The following is a 14,604-nucleotide window of genomic DNA, read 5'->3' as shown; positions in this document are numbered from 1 at the left end:
TGACGTCAGTTGCATCAAGTCGTGGATCAGGCGCTGGACTGCACACAGTCTCGATGAACGACACTTAACCCCTGTGGGAGCGGGCTTGCTCGCGAAGGCGATGTGTCAGTCAATATATCCGGCGACTGATCCACCGCTTTCGCGAGCAAGCCCGCTCCCACATTTGAATCTTCTGTGTTCTTGGCGTTGTGGTGGGGTTAGAACCCGCGATGCTTCTTCAGATGCTCGTTGATCTTCGCCGCTGGCACTTTCTGCAAGGTGCACAGCAGGTCGTGGGACAGTTCACGCAAGCCATGGGTGCCGCGCAGTTCCTGGGCCAGATGGGCCGTGAGATTGGCCGCCATTTCCGCATCGGCCATCGCCCGGTGAGCCTTGCCGGTGTGGGGCAGTTGGGCGTAGCTGTTGAGGGTGCCGAGCTTGTGGTTGGGCGCAGCGGGCATCAACCGCCGCGCCAGAAGCAACGAACAGGCGAACTTCTGCAGGCGGGTACGGCGGATCAAACCCAGTTCAAAGTCCCAGAACTTCTGGTCGAACGCGGCGTTGTGCGCCATTAGCGGTGTGGTGCCGACAAATTCATGCACCTCGTTCATCACCCGCTCGGCCGGCGGCGCGCTGCGCAGCATGGCGTTGCTGATACCCGTGAGTTGCTCGATAAAACCCGGCACGCGCACGCCGGCATTCATCAGGCTCTGGTAGCGATCCACGATCTGCCCGCGCTCGAGGATGACCACCGCGATTTCCGTGGCCCGGCAGTGGCTGCTCGGGGTGATGCCGGTGGTTTCAAAGTCGATGACCGCTATACGTTCCAAACCTGTTCCAACTCCGTCTAACTGTTTATTAAGCCACAGCGCTCTATTTGAGCAGCAGCGCGCCTTCGATCGGCACGTAGCGGCTGGCGGCGCGTATCAGCGAGTTGGCCGTCAGCCCCGGTACGCCATAGGCCACGGCTTCGACGCCATGCTTGTGGATGATGCGGTCGAGCAGCATGTCGAAATCACCGTCGCCGGAGGCCAGCACGATTTCGTCGACGTGGTCGGCGGCGTCCATGATGTCGATGGTGATGCCCACGTCCCAGTCGCCCTTGGCCGAGCCGTCGCTGCGCTGGATGTAGGGCTTGAGTTTTACCGTGAAACCCAGGTTGCGCAGGATCTGCTGGAATTGCTGCTGCTTGCTGTCACCACGGTCGATGGCATAGGCGTACGCCTCGACGATCTGCCCGCGCGAGCTGATATCAGCCCACAGGGCGGCATAGTTGAAGTGGCAGCCATACGCCTGGCGCACGGTGTAGTAGAGGTTTTGAACATCGGCGAACACTGCAATTTTCTTCACCGCACTTCCCCATGACTGCCGCTTGGACCCCAGACGCGAAGGTCCGCAAAGACGCCAGTATGCCAGCCGAGGGAATGTTTCCGGGAAAAATCAGACCGGGGCGACAAAGCGCCCCGGTTGAACAGGGCTCAGACGAAGGAGTCGTCGTCGCCGAAGGAAGAGGAATCGTCGGAGTAGTCGTTGTCGGCAAAGCCGTCAGAGGCATTGTCATTGCCCCAATTGTCATTGCCGGCAAACTTCTGGTCGTCGTTGCCCCAGTTGCCGTTGTCACTGGCCGGTGCAGGCTCTTCACGGATGATTTCTTCCACCACTTGCGGCTGTTGCGAGTTGTGGTTGAACAGGCTGCTGATACCCTCGGCCAGCAGTACACCGCCGGCCACGCCGGCAGCGGTTTTCATTGCCCCGCCGAGGAATCCGCTGCCAACCGGAGCGGCTGGAGCCGGTTGTTGATAATTCTGCTGCGGCGCAGGTTGACTGAACGCCGGCCGCGCCGGTTCGCGCCAGCCACCACCGGAAGACGCCGGAGCGCTTTGAGCGGGTTGCGGGTCACGGGAACCGCCACCGCCGAAGATGCTCGACAGGAAACCACCGCTGCTCGCCGGGGCAGGTTGCGCGGACTTGGCCCGTTGCAGCTCTTCCTGCAACTGCTGGATCTGTTGCGCCTGCTGCTTGTTCTGCGCGTCGAGACTCTTGAGCGCGTGCTCCTGAACCAGGATCGACTGGGTCATGTAGTACCCGGCCGCTGGCTGGCGAGTCATGTGTTCCTTGATCCGCGCCTCGGCCTGGGCATCGCGCGGGGCTGAGTCCGTTTCGGCTTGTTGCAACCGTGAAAACAGTCCATCGATCAGGCTTTGCTCTTCGCTGTTCATGGCGACCTCGTTAGATTGCCGGTAGAAATCGTGATCTCGCCTGTGATCAGGCGCGTTTCCAGTTATGGGGGTGTTACGAGTTGTTTCAATGGTCTTTACTCAAGGTTTACGTTTGCTTACCGCCCGTGATGATCGGTTAAAGTGTTGCCCTTGCTTTCAGGCCTGCGATGAACTTGATGAATCCGTTAGATGTACTGCGCGACTCCTTGCGTTTCACCCAACGTAACCTGGGCGCCATCGTCCAGTTGTGTTTGCCATTGGTGATTTTCGAAGCCCTGCTGCAACAGGTGCTCAACCATGTGGTGGGCCCGGATGCGTTCCCCGGCTACAGCGTGGTGGTGGGTTTGCTGGTGTACCCGCTGTACACCGGGGCACTGATCCTGTTCCTGGACGCCCGCACCCGGGGCGAGTCGCCGCGCACCCAGGATGTATGGGCCATGGCCCTGACCCTGTGGCCGCGTTTCGCCCTGCTCACGGCCATGAGCACGCTGCTGATCCTGCTGGGGTTGTCGTTGTATTTCCTGCCGGGCCTGTGGCTGATGGTGGTGCTGGCGTTTGCCGAGTACCTGCTGGTGCTGCGCGGCATGCCGGCGCTGGAGGCGATGAAGGAAAGCTTCCGCCTGAGCCGTGGGCATTTCTGGCTGATCCTGGTGTGCCTGCTGTGCGTGATGACACCCCTGTGGCTGCTCAAGGGCGCCAGTGTTGCGGCGTATCCAACGCCTGCGCCGCTGCTGGGCTTGTTGCTGGACAGCATCCACAGCTTCCTGCAGCTGTTTACCAGTGTGGTGCTGTTTCGTTTATTCATGCTGATCGGTGGCGATGCCGACGCGCGGTGATATGCTCCGTGCCTCTTCTGACACGCATATAAGCCGAGCCGATGACCCGTTTATTGCGCATCACCCTGCTGGGCCTGCTGATTATCGCAGGCCTGCTCGTCGCCCTGATCTACAGCCTGACCTGGCGCCCAGAAGCGAAGGAAACCCTACCGGTGAGCTGCGTCGCACCCCGTGCGCCCACGTTGCTGCCGGGGCAGGCGCTCAAGGTCATGACCTGGAACGTGCAATACCTGGCCGGCAAGAACTACGTGTTCTGGTACGACACCGCCGACGGCAGTGGCCCGGACGACCGCCCCACCGTTGAGGACATGGCCGCCAGCCTCGACGAAGTGGCGCGGGTGATTCGCGACGAACAACCCGACGTCCTGCTGCTGCAGGAGCTCGATGAAAACGCCAAGCCCTCCCACTACCAGGACCAACTCGCACTGTTGCAGGAGCGCCTGATCGACCTCTACCCCTGCAGTGCCCAAGCGTTCGACTGGAAAGCCGACTTCGTGCCAGACCTGCATATCTTCGGCAGCGTCGGCCGCAAATTGGCGACCCTGAGCCGCTACCAGATCGAACACGCCGAACGCCTGCAATTACCCGCGCCCGAGGCCAACTTCATCAGCCGCCAGTTCCAGCCCAAGCCAGCCTTGCTGTTGACCTACCTGCCGTTGAGCGACGGTGGCCAACTGGCCGTGCTCAACACCCGCCTGGACGGCGACGCACCGGGACGCAGTGCGGTGCAGGAGCAGGTGCAAACCACGGTCAGGCTGCTGGATAAATTCGAAGGGCGTGGCACGCCCTGGCTGATCGGCGGGGATTTCAACCTGCTGCCCCTCGGCCAATTCCTGCGCCTGGACGCCGGCAAACGTGGGCAGTATTCGCCGGACAGCGAGTTGCATTTGCTGTGGGACAAGTACCCGATGATTCCGAGCAATAGCCAGTCCAGCGGGATCGACCGTGAGAAGTGGTTGACGAACTTCCCCAACGACCCGAGCGTGGACGGGCCGGACCGCACACTGGACTACCTGTTCTACAGCCCAAGGATCAAGCGGGTGGAGGCGAAGGTGCGGCAGGAGGATACGTTGCGTATTTCCAACCACTTGCCGGTGATTGCGCGGTTCCTGTTGCCGGCCGCGCCATAACAAACACACCCAACACCTGTGGGAGCGTGCTTGCCTGCGCCCACATTTGACCTCTGTCGCGCCTACTTGCGCGGTTTGATCCGCGCCGTCGCCTCGGCCACCAACGGGTCATCCGGCCAATAGTGCTTGGGGTACCGCCCCTTCAAATCCTTCTTCACCTCGGCGTACGTGCTGCGCCAGAAGTTAGCCAGGTCCTGGGTCACCTGTACCGGCCGGCGCGCGGGGGACAGCAAGTGCAGCTTCACCACCTGGCGCCCGCCGGCAATGCGCGGGGTGTCGGCCAGCCCGAACAATTCCTGCAAGCGCACTGCCAGGATCGGCGGCTGTTCGCTGTAGTCCAGGCGCACCGACGAACCCGATGGCACTTTCACATGCTGCGGCGCCAGTTCGTCGAGGCGCTGAGGCAGCGGCCAGGGCAGCAGGTTGTGCAGGAAGCTGGAGATGTCCAGGTTGGCAAAATGGCTCAGCCGCGAGACTTTGCCCAGGTACGGCATCAGCCAGTGTTCCAGGCTGGCGAGCAGGGCCTTGTCGCTGAGATCGGGCCACTCACCAGGTTTGCCGGCGTCCAGTTGACGCAACAGCATCACACGGGCCTGCCATTGGCGCAGCTCAGGGGTCCAGGGCAGCAGCTCCAGGCCTTTGCGGCGCACCAGGTTGACCAGTGCCTGGCTGCGGGCGGACTCGTCGAGACCGGTCAAGGGTTCACGGCTGAGCACCAGCTCACCGACCTTGCGCTGGCGTTCGGCACGCAGTACGCCTTCGCGTTCGTCCCAGTCGAGTTGGTCGACGTTGCGCACTTGCTCGGCAAGTACCGTGTCGAACAGCGCCGGGTCAAAATCCGCCGCCAGGTGGATGCGCTCTTCACGCTGGCCCTGGCGGCTGCCCAGGTCGGCGATCACCAGCCAGGGTTGTTTCATCAGGCTGTCAGCTTCAGCGAACAGTGCCGCACGGCCGTTGGCCAGGCGGTACTCGGCGCCGCCGGCGCGACGCTGCTGGGCGACACGGTCCGGGTAGGCCAGCGCCAGCAAGGCGCCGAGCCAGCGTGGGTGGTCGGGGTCGGCCACCGGTTGCGTGGCCAGGCCTCTCAGGTAACCGCGATACTGCCGCGCCAGTTGCCTGGCCCGTTGCACGCCGCCTTGAGTACCCCGTGCGCGCTCTTCGCCGGACAACAGCGCGAGACGACTGTGCAAATCCGCCCCGCCACCGCGCAAGATATCGCGCTCTCCCAGCAGCGCAGCCACCTCGCAAGCCGTCGCCGCCAGCCCCAAGTCCTGACCGCGCAGCAGCAGGTGGGCGATACGCGGATGGGCCGGCAGTTCGGCCATCTTCTGCCCGTGGGCGGTGAGTGTGTCGTCATTCAAGGCGCCAAGGCGCTGCAACAGGTCCTGGGCCTGGGCATACGCAGCGGTCGGCGGCGCATCCAACCACACCAACTGTGCAGGCGTGACGCCCCAACGCGCCAACTGCAAGGCCAAGCCGGCGAGGTCGGCGGCAAGAATTTCCGCACTGCCGTAGGCGGCCAGGCCTTCATGCTGGTCTTCGGACCACAGGCGATAACACACGCCCGGCTCCAGGCGCCCGGCCCGGCCGGCACGCTGGGTGGCGCTGGCGCGGGAAATACGCTGGGTGTCGAGGCGGGTCATGCCGCTGCCCGGGTCGAAACGCGGCACCCGCGCCAACCCGGCATCGATCACTACACGCACGCCGTTGATGGTGAGGCTGGTCTCGGCGATGTTGGTCGCCAGCACGACTTTGCGTTTACCCACAGGCGCCGGGTCGATAGCAGCGCGCTGCGCATTGAGGTCCAACTCGCCATGCAGCGGGCATAGCAGCACCTCACTGCGGTCGCCCAAGGCATCGGCCAGTTGCTGGTTGACCCGGCGAATCTCCGCCTGCCCCGGCAAGAACACCAGCACGCTGCCGGTTTCGTCGTGCAGGGCGTCGAGAATGGTTTGCACCACACGCGGCTCGATGAATTCACCGGGCTGGTACGGCCGGCCCCAGCGCATCTGCACCGGGAACATGCGCCCTTCGCTGCGCAGGATCGGCGCGTCATCCAGCAGGCTGGCAAGGCGCTCGCCTTCGAGGGTGGCGGACATCAGCAGGATCTTCAGCGGCTGCTCATCGCGAAACAGTTCGCGGCCGTTCAGGCTCAAGGCCAGCGCCAGGTCGGCGTCGAGGCTGCGCTCGTGGAATTCGTCGAAGATCAGCAGGCCCACGCCGTCCAGTGCCGGGTCGTCCTGCAGGCGACGGGTGAGGATCCCTTCGGTAACCACTTCGATGCGCGTGTTGGGGCCGACTTTACTGTCGAGGCGGATGCGATAGCCGACGGTTTCACCGACCTTCTCGCCCAATTCACTGGCCAGGCGTTCGGCCGCTGCACGAGCCGCCAGACGGCGGGGCTCGAGCATCAGGATGGTCTGCCCGGCCAGCCAGGGTTCGTTCAACAACGCCAGGGGCACACGGGTGGTTTTACCGGCGCCGGGGGGCGCTTCCAGCACGGCTTCATGGCGATTCGCCAAGGCGTCACGCAGGGCGGGTAAAACTTCATCAATCGGCAACGAATTCATACTGGCTCCAAAGCAGAGCGGCGAGTATAACGGCGAACTGCCGGATGCTGATGCAGGTCTCAGAAGCGCCACCCCCTTCAATTGTGGCTGCATCAAAAGGTGGGAGCTGGCTTATAGTCATCTTTAAATCGTGTTCAGGAGAATTTTCATGCGTATCGCTTCCCGTGTCATCGGCGGTGTCCTCGCCGTCACCCTGCTGAGCCAACTGACGGCCTGCGGTTCGATCTTCTACCCAGACCGCCGTGGCCAGATCGACGGCAAGATCGACCCGACCATTGCCGTGCTCGATGCCGTGGGCCTGCTGTTCTATGTGATTCCTGGCCTGATCGCGTTTGGTGTGGACTTCGCCACCGGCGCGATCTACTTCGAACCGGGCAAGACCGCCCAGGTCGACCCGCAAACCCTCCACGAAGCCATCGGTGCCGACGGCAAGGTCGACAACGCCAAGCTGCAAAGCATTATCCAGAAAGAAACCGGGCGTAGCCTGCCGCTGGACGACCCGCGCATGATCCAGTTCAAAGGCAGCGTGCAACAACTCGCCAGCCTGGGCCTGCAACCCGCCGCTTAAGGATTCGACCCGCCTATGACCAGCAGTCCCGAACACGCCAGGCTCTTGCGCCTGGCCACCCGTGCGTCGGTGGGCGTGGCCAGTGCGCTGATTATCACCAAGGCCATCGCGTGGTGGCTCAGCGGCTCGGTGAGCATGCTTGCCGGGTTGACCGACTCACTGCTGGATGGCGTGACGTCGCTGCTGAACCTGGTGGCCGTTCATTACGCCCTGCGCCCCGCCGATGATGATCACCGGTATGGGCATGGCAAGGCAGAGTCGCTGGCGGGCATGGCGCAGGCGCTGTTTATCGGCGGCAGTGCGATGCTGATTGCGTTCCAGGCCTACGAGCGCCTGCAGCATCCGGAACCGGTGGGCGCACCGTGGCTGAGCATCGGTGTGATCATCTTTTCCCTGGTGCTGACCGTGGCCCTGTTGATGCTGCAACACCGGGTGATCCGCGAAACCGGCTCCAACGCCGTGCGCGCAGATTCGCTGCACTACCGCTCGGACTTGATGCTCAACGGCAGCATCCTCGTGGCACTGGTGTTGGCCGGGATGGGCTTTCATCAATTCGACGCCTGGTTCGGCCTGGGCATCGCCGCCTACATCTTGTGGAGCGCGATCCAGATCGCCCGGGAAAGCTTTGCGGTGTTGATGGATGAAGAGCTGCCGCCAGATGTCAGCCAGCACATGCTGGAACTGGCCCGTGGCGTACCGGGAGTGTTGGGTGCGCATGATTTGCGCACACGCATTTCCGGCAGCCACTGGTTTGTGCAACTGCACCTTGAGTTGCCGGGGGAATTGACGCTGTCAGTGGCCCACGGCATCAGCGACCAGGCCGCCGATGCGATTCACAAGGCCTACCCCCGCGCCGAAGTGCTGGTGCATGCTGACCCTGCGGATCAGCTACAAGCAACACGTGATAAGCCTCAAGCTTGAGGCTAAAAGCTCGAGGCTTACTGCGGCTTAATATTGCACCTGATAACCCCGACTGCTCAGGCAGTTGCCCTGGGCCTGGCGGTAGGTTTGCACCACGGCCGGGTCGGGGGCGTAGGTGACTTGCTGCGGGTCGAAACCGCTTTGCTGCACCGCCCAGCGATAACAGTCATAGCCGTCCTGCTGCACCTGGGCCGGTGACTGGCCGTTGGCGGGATACGCCACCACGTCATAGCCATTGCCTTGCGGCGTGGGCTGCGGCGCCGGCACGGCGGTCGGCGGTTGCACCACCACGTACTGCTGGGAGCTGCTTTCGTAGGTGTAGTAGGCACCGGCCGCGAGGAAGAACAGCGCACTGCCCACCCACACTTCACGTGCGTAGTCCGGCAGGTAGTGCACGCGAATGCCGTACGGTGGTGTCACCACTACATAGCGCGGGCCTTGCGGACGGTACCAGTAGCCACCGGAGTAGAAATAGTCCTGGCCACGGTAAGGCACGCGGTAATTGCGATCAGGGAAGCGGTCGATCACATAACCGGGGCGATGTTGCGGGCCTGGACCCCAGCCATTTCCGTGCCCGTCGGGGCGCCCTGGCCAACGGTTGTCGCCGGGACGGCCATTGCCATTGTTGTACCCGCCGCCATTGTTACCGGGCCGAGAACCCGGGCCGCCGGCTTCCCAGTGCGGGTTGCCATCGGTGCGTCGAGGGATGTCGCGGTAATAGCCCTGGCGGGGTTCCTGGGTCTGGCGGACGGTGTCGGGGCGACCCTGGATCGGCAGGTTGTTCGACGGTTGCGGTTGTGGCGCAGGGCGGGACTGCTCATTGCCCTGGGGACGCCCCTGCCATTGACCGCCACCATTCTGGCCGCCGCGATCGACATGCGGGTTCTGCGGGCGCGGTTGAGTGTTCTCCGACCGTGGCTGGTTGTTCTCCGGCCGTGGCTGATTATTGCCTGGCCGCCCGCCCCCCTCAGGGCCTCGCTCATGCTGCCCACCACCGCCTTGCGGTCGCTGCCCTTGCCCCGGTGAGTTATCGCGCTCATCGGCCATTACCTGCGTGCCAACGGTGACCACCAGCAAACCTACACCTGCCATATGCCAGATGCGCTTCATGCTATTCCTCACTGCGGATTAGGGCCTGTCCATGAGACTGGAAAAGCGAGGCCCGGTTCTCGCACAGGTTATCAGCAGGCAAAAGAAAAGGGGTGACCCGTCGGCCACCCCTTGAGAACTTCGTCCTGGCTCAACGCTTTTGACGTTGGCTCACCTCACGCCGTCTTGTGGACAGTGTGCAGCCTGGAGGCCGGCTCAACCCTGCTGGGGTGGCGGCCGCAGCGGGCCTGATTGGGCGAGCTGCTGTGGACTGTTGTCCAGGCGGTGATTCTGTTGATAAAGATACCCGCCAGCGCCCGACAGATGATTGCGAAGATTGCGTCAATAAACAGTGCTTGCGCAATTTTTAACCCTTCATGGATAATTCACCGCAATAGTTACGACAAAGGCCATCCCAATGAGCAAGCTTGACCGATACGACCTGAGTATTTTGGCGGAATTGCAGCGCGACGCGAGGATCTCCAACCAAGAGTTGGCCGAACGCATCGGCTTGTCGCCGTCGCCGTGCTCGCGCCGGGTCAAGCAGTTGGAAGACGATGGCTACATCGCCCGCCAGGTCGCCCTGCTCGACCGCAAGATGCTCGGCTTGAGCCTCACGGCCTATGTGCTGATCGGCATGGACCGCCACACGCCCGAGCGTTTCGAGAATTTCGAAGCGGCGATCCGCACCTTGCCCCAGGTGCTGGAGTGCAGCCTGGTGACGGGGATGGATGCTGACTATCAATTGAAAGTGGTGGTGCCGGACATGGATCACTACCAGAAACTGTTGCTCGGCCACCTGACCCGCATTGAAGGCGTCACCAGCGTGCGTTCAAGTTTTGTGCTGAACCAGGTCTTGAATAGCACCGAACTGCCCCTGACCCACCTGCGCACCTGACCTCAATCACACTGCCGAACGCCTGTGGGAGCGGGCAAACCCTTTCCCACATTTGGATTGCACTTCGATCCAGATCAATGGTGTGCCTCTAGCGCTGCCGTATACTTTGTCGCCTGCCTTGTCGGAAGCCCCCCATGAACAACATCGACCCCGCCCTGTTTGAAGAATGGATGATGACCGGCCTGGTCACCCTCCTGATCATTTTCATGGGCTTTATCGTGTGGGACCTCGCGAAGAAGTCCAAGGCCGGGCGCTTTGGCTCGTTCATCCTGTTCTTCGTGCTGGGCCTGGGCGTGGCCGCATTCATCATCAAGAGCGTGGTGATCGGCCTGATCGAGTCCGGCGCTTTATAAGCGCGCCGGCACTTCCTTCCATTGGCCTTGGTCCAGGCCCTCGATCGACCAGTCACCAATCCGTACGCGCACCAAGCGCAACGTGGGCAACCCGACGGCGGCGGTCATGCGCCGTACCTGGCGGTTGCGGCCCTCACGAATGACCAGCTCCAGCCAGTGAGTCGGGATGCTTTTGCGAAACCGTACGGGTGGGTTGCGCGGCCATAGTTCGGGCTCGTCCAACGGCCGGGCTTCGGCGGGCAAGGTCATGCCGTCATTCAGCTCGACGCCATCGCGCAGGCGTTGCAGCTGCTCTTCGCTGGGTTCGCCCTCGACCTGCACCCAGTAGGTTTTTGCCAACTTGTGCTTGGGGTCGGCAATCCGCGCCTGCAACTGGCCGTCATTGGTCAGCAGCAACAGGCCTTCGCTGTCACGGTCCAGGCGGCCCGCCGGGTAAATGCCGGGTATGTCGATGAAATCCTTGAGCGTCGCGCGCCCACCTTCGTCGCTGAACTGGGTCAGCACATCGAACGGTTTATTGAACAGGATCAACTTCGGCTCGGACGGCGGTGCCTTGGCGACACGCCGAGCAGCGGAATAGGGAGGTTTCACGCCAGGGCGGCGTGAATCGGGACGAGTGGGACGGGACATGGCAAAGGAACATCTAACGGTCTGGACCGACAATGCTAGTGGCCTGACCGTTAAATGACCATCCCAACCGCTTAGCGGAACGGCGGCTCGTCGAAGCTGCGCAGTTTGCGCGAGTGCAGCGAGTTGAGTTCGGTGCGCAGCAAGTCCACCGCCTCGATGCCGATCTTCAAGTGCTGGCTCACCGCACGCTCATAGAACGCGTTGGCAGAACCTGGCAGCTTGATTTCGCTGTGCAGCGGTTTGTCCGACACGCACAGCAACGTGCCATACGGCACCCGCAGGCGATACCCCTGGGCGGCGATGGTGCCGCTTTCCATGTCCACGGCCACGGCGCGGGACAGGTTGATCAACGGGCGCTCCTGGGCCCAGCGCAGTTCCCAGTTGCGGTCGTCGTAGGTCAGTACGGTGCCGGTGCGCAGGCGTTTTTTCAGCTCTTCGCCTTTTTCGCCGGTGACGTTGGCGGCCGCTTGCTGCAAGGCCAACTGCACTTCGGCCAACGCCGGGATCGGGATGTTCGGCGGTACCACGCGGTCGAGAATCCCGTCGCGGCGCATATAGGCGTGAGCCAGCACGTAGTCGCCGATCGTCTGGGATTGGCGCAGGCCGCCACAGTGGCCGATCATCAGCCAGCAATGCGGACGCAGCACGGCCAGGTGGTCGGTGATGTTCTTGGCATTGGACGGGCCGACGCCGATGTTCACCAGGGTCACGCCGTGGCCATCAGTGGCCTGCAGGTGATAGGCCGGCATCTGGTAACGGTGCCACACCACGCCAGCGGCAATGGCGGACGCTTCACCGTGGTCCATGCTCTTGTCGATCACCACGTTGCCAGGCAGCACCATGCGGATGAACCGCGGGTCGCTGCGCAGTTGCTCCAGGCCATGCAGGATGAACTGGTCGACATAACGGTGGTAGTTGGTCAGCAGGATCCACGGCTGCACATGGCGCCAGTCGCTGCCGGTGTAATGCACAAGCCGGCGCAGGGAAAAGTCCACACGGGCCGCATCGAACAGCGCCAGGGGCAGCGGGTCGGTGTTTTCCCAGTCGTACAGGCCGTCGGCGATGCCATCCGTTGCGGCCGACAGGTCGGTGCTGGGGAACACGCGAGCCAGGGTCGCGGCGGTCACACCGGAGCCGGCCAGTTCATCGCCCTGCTCCACCACGTACGGGTAGGGAATGTTCTGCTGGCTGACGCCGACTTCCACCGTCACGGTGAAGTCGTGCATCAGCGGCACCAATTGCTCCAGCAGGTACTTACGGAACGCCGCAGGATGGGTGACGGTGACGCTGTAGGTCCCCGGCAACTGGACCTTGGCATATGCCCGGGTGGTCTGTGGGACTTCGCCGTGGCAGTGGTAAGTCAGGCGCAGTTCCGGGTAACGAAACAGCGCACGTTGTTCGGCGTCGGGCTCGACGCGGTCTTTGAGGTATTGCTTGAGGGCTTGATTGAGCGCGCCAGTGGCACGCTCATGCAGGGCCGCCAGCCGATCCACGGCTTCTTCAGCGGTTTGCACGACAACAAAAGCTTCGGTCACGGTAAGCATCCTGTGTTCTGACTTGCAGGCCTTTATCTTGCCTGTATCCCAGCGGGAATGCGATCAATGTGGGCGCCGGGCTTGCCCACGATGGCGTTGGTCCAGTCATCCATTTATGAACTGGCACACCGCCACTGGCTGCACGCCAGCGCCCACTTCTGGGGCGCGTGCAGTCAGAGGGAGGGCGGAGTTGAACGGGCGACAATCGCCTCTACGTCCACCCCCCGCGGCAAGGTGCCATACACCCGGCCGGACGAGTCGCCCAGCCGGCTGGCAATAAAGCCATCACTGACCGCCGCATTCCCCGCCTCCAGCAAGAGCTTGGCCTGCAACGCCACGGCGATGTCCTCGGTAAGTTGCCGCGCACGGTACTGGATGTCCTGAGTGTCCATGAACGCCGACTTCAATTGCTCGATATGCCGCGCCAACAGCCGGTCACCATGCCCATCGCCCAGTTCGACAAACAGTGCTTCCAATACTCCCGGCTCCTTGGACAACGCCCGCAGCACGTCGAGGCATTGCACGTTGCCGGAACCTTCCCACGTCGAGTTCACCGGTGCCTCACGGTACAGGCGCGGCAGGATGCTGTCCTCGACATACCCGGCACCGCCCATGCACTCGGCCGCCTCGTTGATCATGGCCGGGGCGCGCTTGCAGATCCAGTACTTGCCCACCGCCGTGACCAGACGGGTGAACTTGGCTTCCTGCTCATCCCCCACATGATCCAGCGCGCGGCCCATGCGCAGGCTCAGGGCCAGCGCGGACTCGCTTTCCAGCGCCAGGTCAGCCAGCACGTTTTGCATCAGCGGTTGCTCACTGAGTACGCGGCCGCCGACCGAACGATGGGCACAATGATGGCTGGCCTGGGTCAGCGCCTGACGCATCAGGGCACTGGAGCCGACCATGCAATCGAAACGGGTCATGGCGACCATCTCGATGATGGTCGGCACGCCACGGCCTTCTTCGCCGATCATCCAGGCCAGGGCACCGCGGAACTCCACTTCACTGGAAGCATTGGAGCAGTTGCCCAGTTTGTTCTTCAGGCGCTGGATGTAGAACTCATTGCGCGTGTCATCCGGACGATGCCGGGGCAGCAGGAAACACGTGAGCCCCTTGTCGGTCTGCGCCAGGGTGAGAAACGCATCGCACATCGGCGCCGAGCAGAACCACTTGTGCCCCACCAGTTCATACGCCTGGCCCGGGCCGCCCGCGCCCACCGGGTAAGCACGGGTAGTGTTCGCGCGCACGTCAGTACCGCCCTGCTTCTCGGTCATGGCCATGCCGATGGTGGCACCGGCCTTATGGGCAATGCCGACATTGCGTGGATCGTATTGGGTACTGAGGATTTTCGGCAGCCAGATGCCAGCCAGGTCAGGCTGCAGACGCAGGGCGGGCACACAGGCGAACGTCATGGTCAGCGGGCAGCCGGTGCCCGCTTCGGCCTGGCTGTGCAGGTAGGTCATGGCGGCGCGCGCCACATGAGCACCGGGCTGTGGGTGCGCCCAGGGCAACGACGGCAGGCCATGCTCGACGGCAGTGCGCATCAGTTCGTGATAGGCCGGATGAAACTCAACCAGGTCGATGCGATGGCCATAACGGTCATGACTGCTGAACACCGGCTTGTTCTGGTTCGCCAGGAACCCTGCGTCCATCAACGGCCCGCCGGCCAGCGCACCATAGGCATCGATGCGCGCCTGCGCCCAGCCGGCGCCGAAGCGGCGTGACCACTCCTGCAGGGGCACGTCGATACGATACAAGTTGGCGCCATCCAGGGACGGCGGCTGGTTGGTGACGTCGTGGGTTTCGGCAAACTGATGCAGGTTCATGACGGACCTCCTGAAAAGGCCACGTTCAGTTGAGGCCTGAAATTCAGTTA

The 14,604-nt window shown here is 62.9% G+C and carries 14 protein-coding genes; 6 read left to right on the top strand and 8 right to left on the bottom strand.

Going from position 1 to position 14,604, the window contains the following annotated elements; all coding sequences use genetic code 11:
- Positions 1-197: 197 nt before the first annotated feature.
- The 3 genes from CQ002_RS20735 to CQ002_RS20725 all read right to left on the bottom strand — a co-directional run bounded on the left by CQ002_RS20735 (position 198) and on the right by CQ002_RS20725 (position 2,198).
- Complete coding sequence (locus tag CQ002_RS20735) at positions 198-809, bottom strand: PolC-type DNA polymerase III (protein ID WP_069078383.1); 612 nt, start codon at positions 807-809, stop codon at positions 198-200.
- A gap of 43 nt (positions 810-852) precedes the next feature.
- Entirely contained in the window at positions 853-1,329 is a 477-nt protein-coding gene (locus tag CQ002_RS20730; protein ID WP_024077544.1) for an NYN domain-containing protein, read from the bottom strand.
- A gap of 128 nt (positions 1,330-1,457) precedes the next feature.
- Positions 1,458-2,198 (bottom strand): DUF2076 domain-containing protein, encoded by a 741-nt coding sequence (locus tag CQ002_RS20725; RefSeq protein ID WP_098467422.1) that lies wholly within the window; start codon positions 2,196-2,198, stop codon positions 1,458-1,460.
- 176 nt (positions 2,199-2,374) lie between these two features.
- On the opposite strand from CQ002_RS20725, the gene CQ002_RS20720 reads away from it, so the two are divergent.
- Positions 2,375-3,034, top strand: a complete 660-nt coding sequence (locus tag CQ002_RS20720) for a YciC family protein (protein ID WP_034109576.1) — start codon at positions 2,375-2,377, stop codon at positions 3,032-3,034.
- Positions 3,035-3,075: 41 nt separating this feature from the next.
- Positions 3,076-4,164 (top strand): endonuclease/exonuclease/phosphatase family protein, encoded by a 1,089-nt coding sequence (locus tag CQ002_RS20715; protein ID WP_034109405.1) that lies wholly within the window; start codon positions 3,076-3,078, stop codon positions 4,162-4,164.
- Positions 4,165-4,226: 62 nt separating this feature from the next.
- Here the strand turns inward: CQ002_RS20715 and hrpB are convergent, their stop codons facing one another.
- Complete coding sequence (gene hrpB / locus CQ002_RS20710) at positions 4,227-6,734, bottom strand: ATP-dependent helicase HrpB (protein WP_105162918.1); 2,508 nt, start codon at positions 6,732-6,734, stop codon at positions 4,227-4,229.
- Positions 6,735-6,882: 148 nt separating this feature from the next.
- Between hrpB and CQ002_RS20705 the strand changes: the two genes are divergently transcribed.
- Positions 6,883-7,302 (top strand): hypothetical protein, encoded by a 420-nt coding sequence (locus CQ002_RS20705; RefSeq protein ID WP_034109407.1) that lies wholly within the window; start codon positions 6,883-6,885, stop codon positions 7,300-7,302.
- A 15-nt stretch (positions 7,303-7,317) separates the two neighbouring features.
- Complete coding sequence (locus CQ002_RS20700; RefSeq protein ID WP_034109408.1) at positions 7,318-8,223, top strand: cation diffusion facilitator family transporter; 906 nt, start codon at positions 7,318-7,320, stop codon at positions 8,221-8,223.
- Positions 8,224-8,250: 27 nt separating this feature from the next.
- On the opposite strand, the gene CQ002_RS20695 is transcribed toward CQ002_RS20700, so the two are convergent.
- Positions 8,251-9,333 (bottom strand): DUF6515 family protein, encoded by a 1,083-nt coding sequence (locus tag CQ002_RS20695; protein ID WP_069078381.1) that lies wholly within the window; start codon positions 9,331-9,333, stop codon positions 8,251-8,253.
- A gap of 397 nt (positions 9,334-9,730) precedes the next feature.
- On the opposite strand from CQ002_RS20695, the gene CQ002_RS20690 reads away from it, so the two are divergent.
- The gene (locus CQ002_RS20690) at positions 9,731-10,210 is read left to right on the top strand and encodes an Lrp/AsnC family transcriptional regulator (protein WP_003194418.1); all 480 of its coding nucleotides are present in this window, start codon (positions 9,731-9,733) and stop codon (positions 10,208-10,210) included.
- Between the two features lie 143 nt (positions 10,211-10,353).
- Entirely contained in the window at positions 10,354-10,563 is a 210-nt protein-coding gene (locus tag CQ002_RS20685; protein WP_025858220.1) for a DUF2788 domain-containing protein, read from the top strand.
- Here the strand turns inward: CQ002_RS20685 and CQ002_RS20680 are convergent.
- The 3 genes from CQ002_RS20680 to CQ002_RS20670 form a co-directional block, all read right to left on the bottom strand.
- Positions 10,558-11,193 carry a pseudouridine synthase gene (locus CQ002_RS20680; protein ID WP_034109410.1) on the bottom strand — a complete coding sequence of 212 codons (636 nt, stop codon included), beginning with the start codon at positions 11,191-11,193 and terminating at the stop codon, positions 10,558-10,560. The genes CQ002_RS20685 and CQ002_RS20680 overlap by 6 nt on opposite strands.
- A gap of 71 nt (positions 11,194-11,264) precedes the next feature.
- Complete coding sequence (amn, locus tag CQ002_RS20675; protein ID WP_161630243.1) at positions 11,265-12,737, bottom strand: AMP nucleosidase; 1,473 nt, start codon at positions 12,735-12,737, stop codon at positions 11,265-11,267.
- A 164-nt stretch (positions 12,738-12,901) separates the two neighbouring features.
- The gene (locus CQ002_RS20670) at positions 12,902-14,554 is read right to left on the bottom strand and encodes an acyl-CoA dehydrogenase family protein (RefSeq protein ID WP_105162919.1); all 1,653 of its coding nucleotides are present in this window, start codon (positions 14,552-14,554) and stop codon (positions 12,902-12,904) included.
- Positions 14,555-14,604 lie beyond the last annotated feature (50 nt).

Source organism: Pseudomonas sp. MYb13 (genome assembly GCF_002980075.1).
Lineage (GTDB): Bacteria > Pseudomonadota > Gammaproteobacteria > Pseudomonadales > Pseudomonadaceae > Aquipseudomonas > Aquipseudomonas lurida.
The sequence above is the reverse complement of the archived record's forward strand: the minus strand, read 5'-3'. Positions and strand labels throughout refer to the sequence as shown.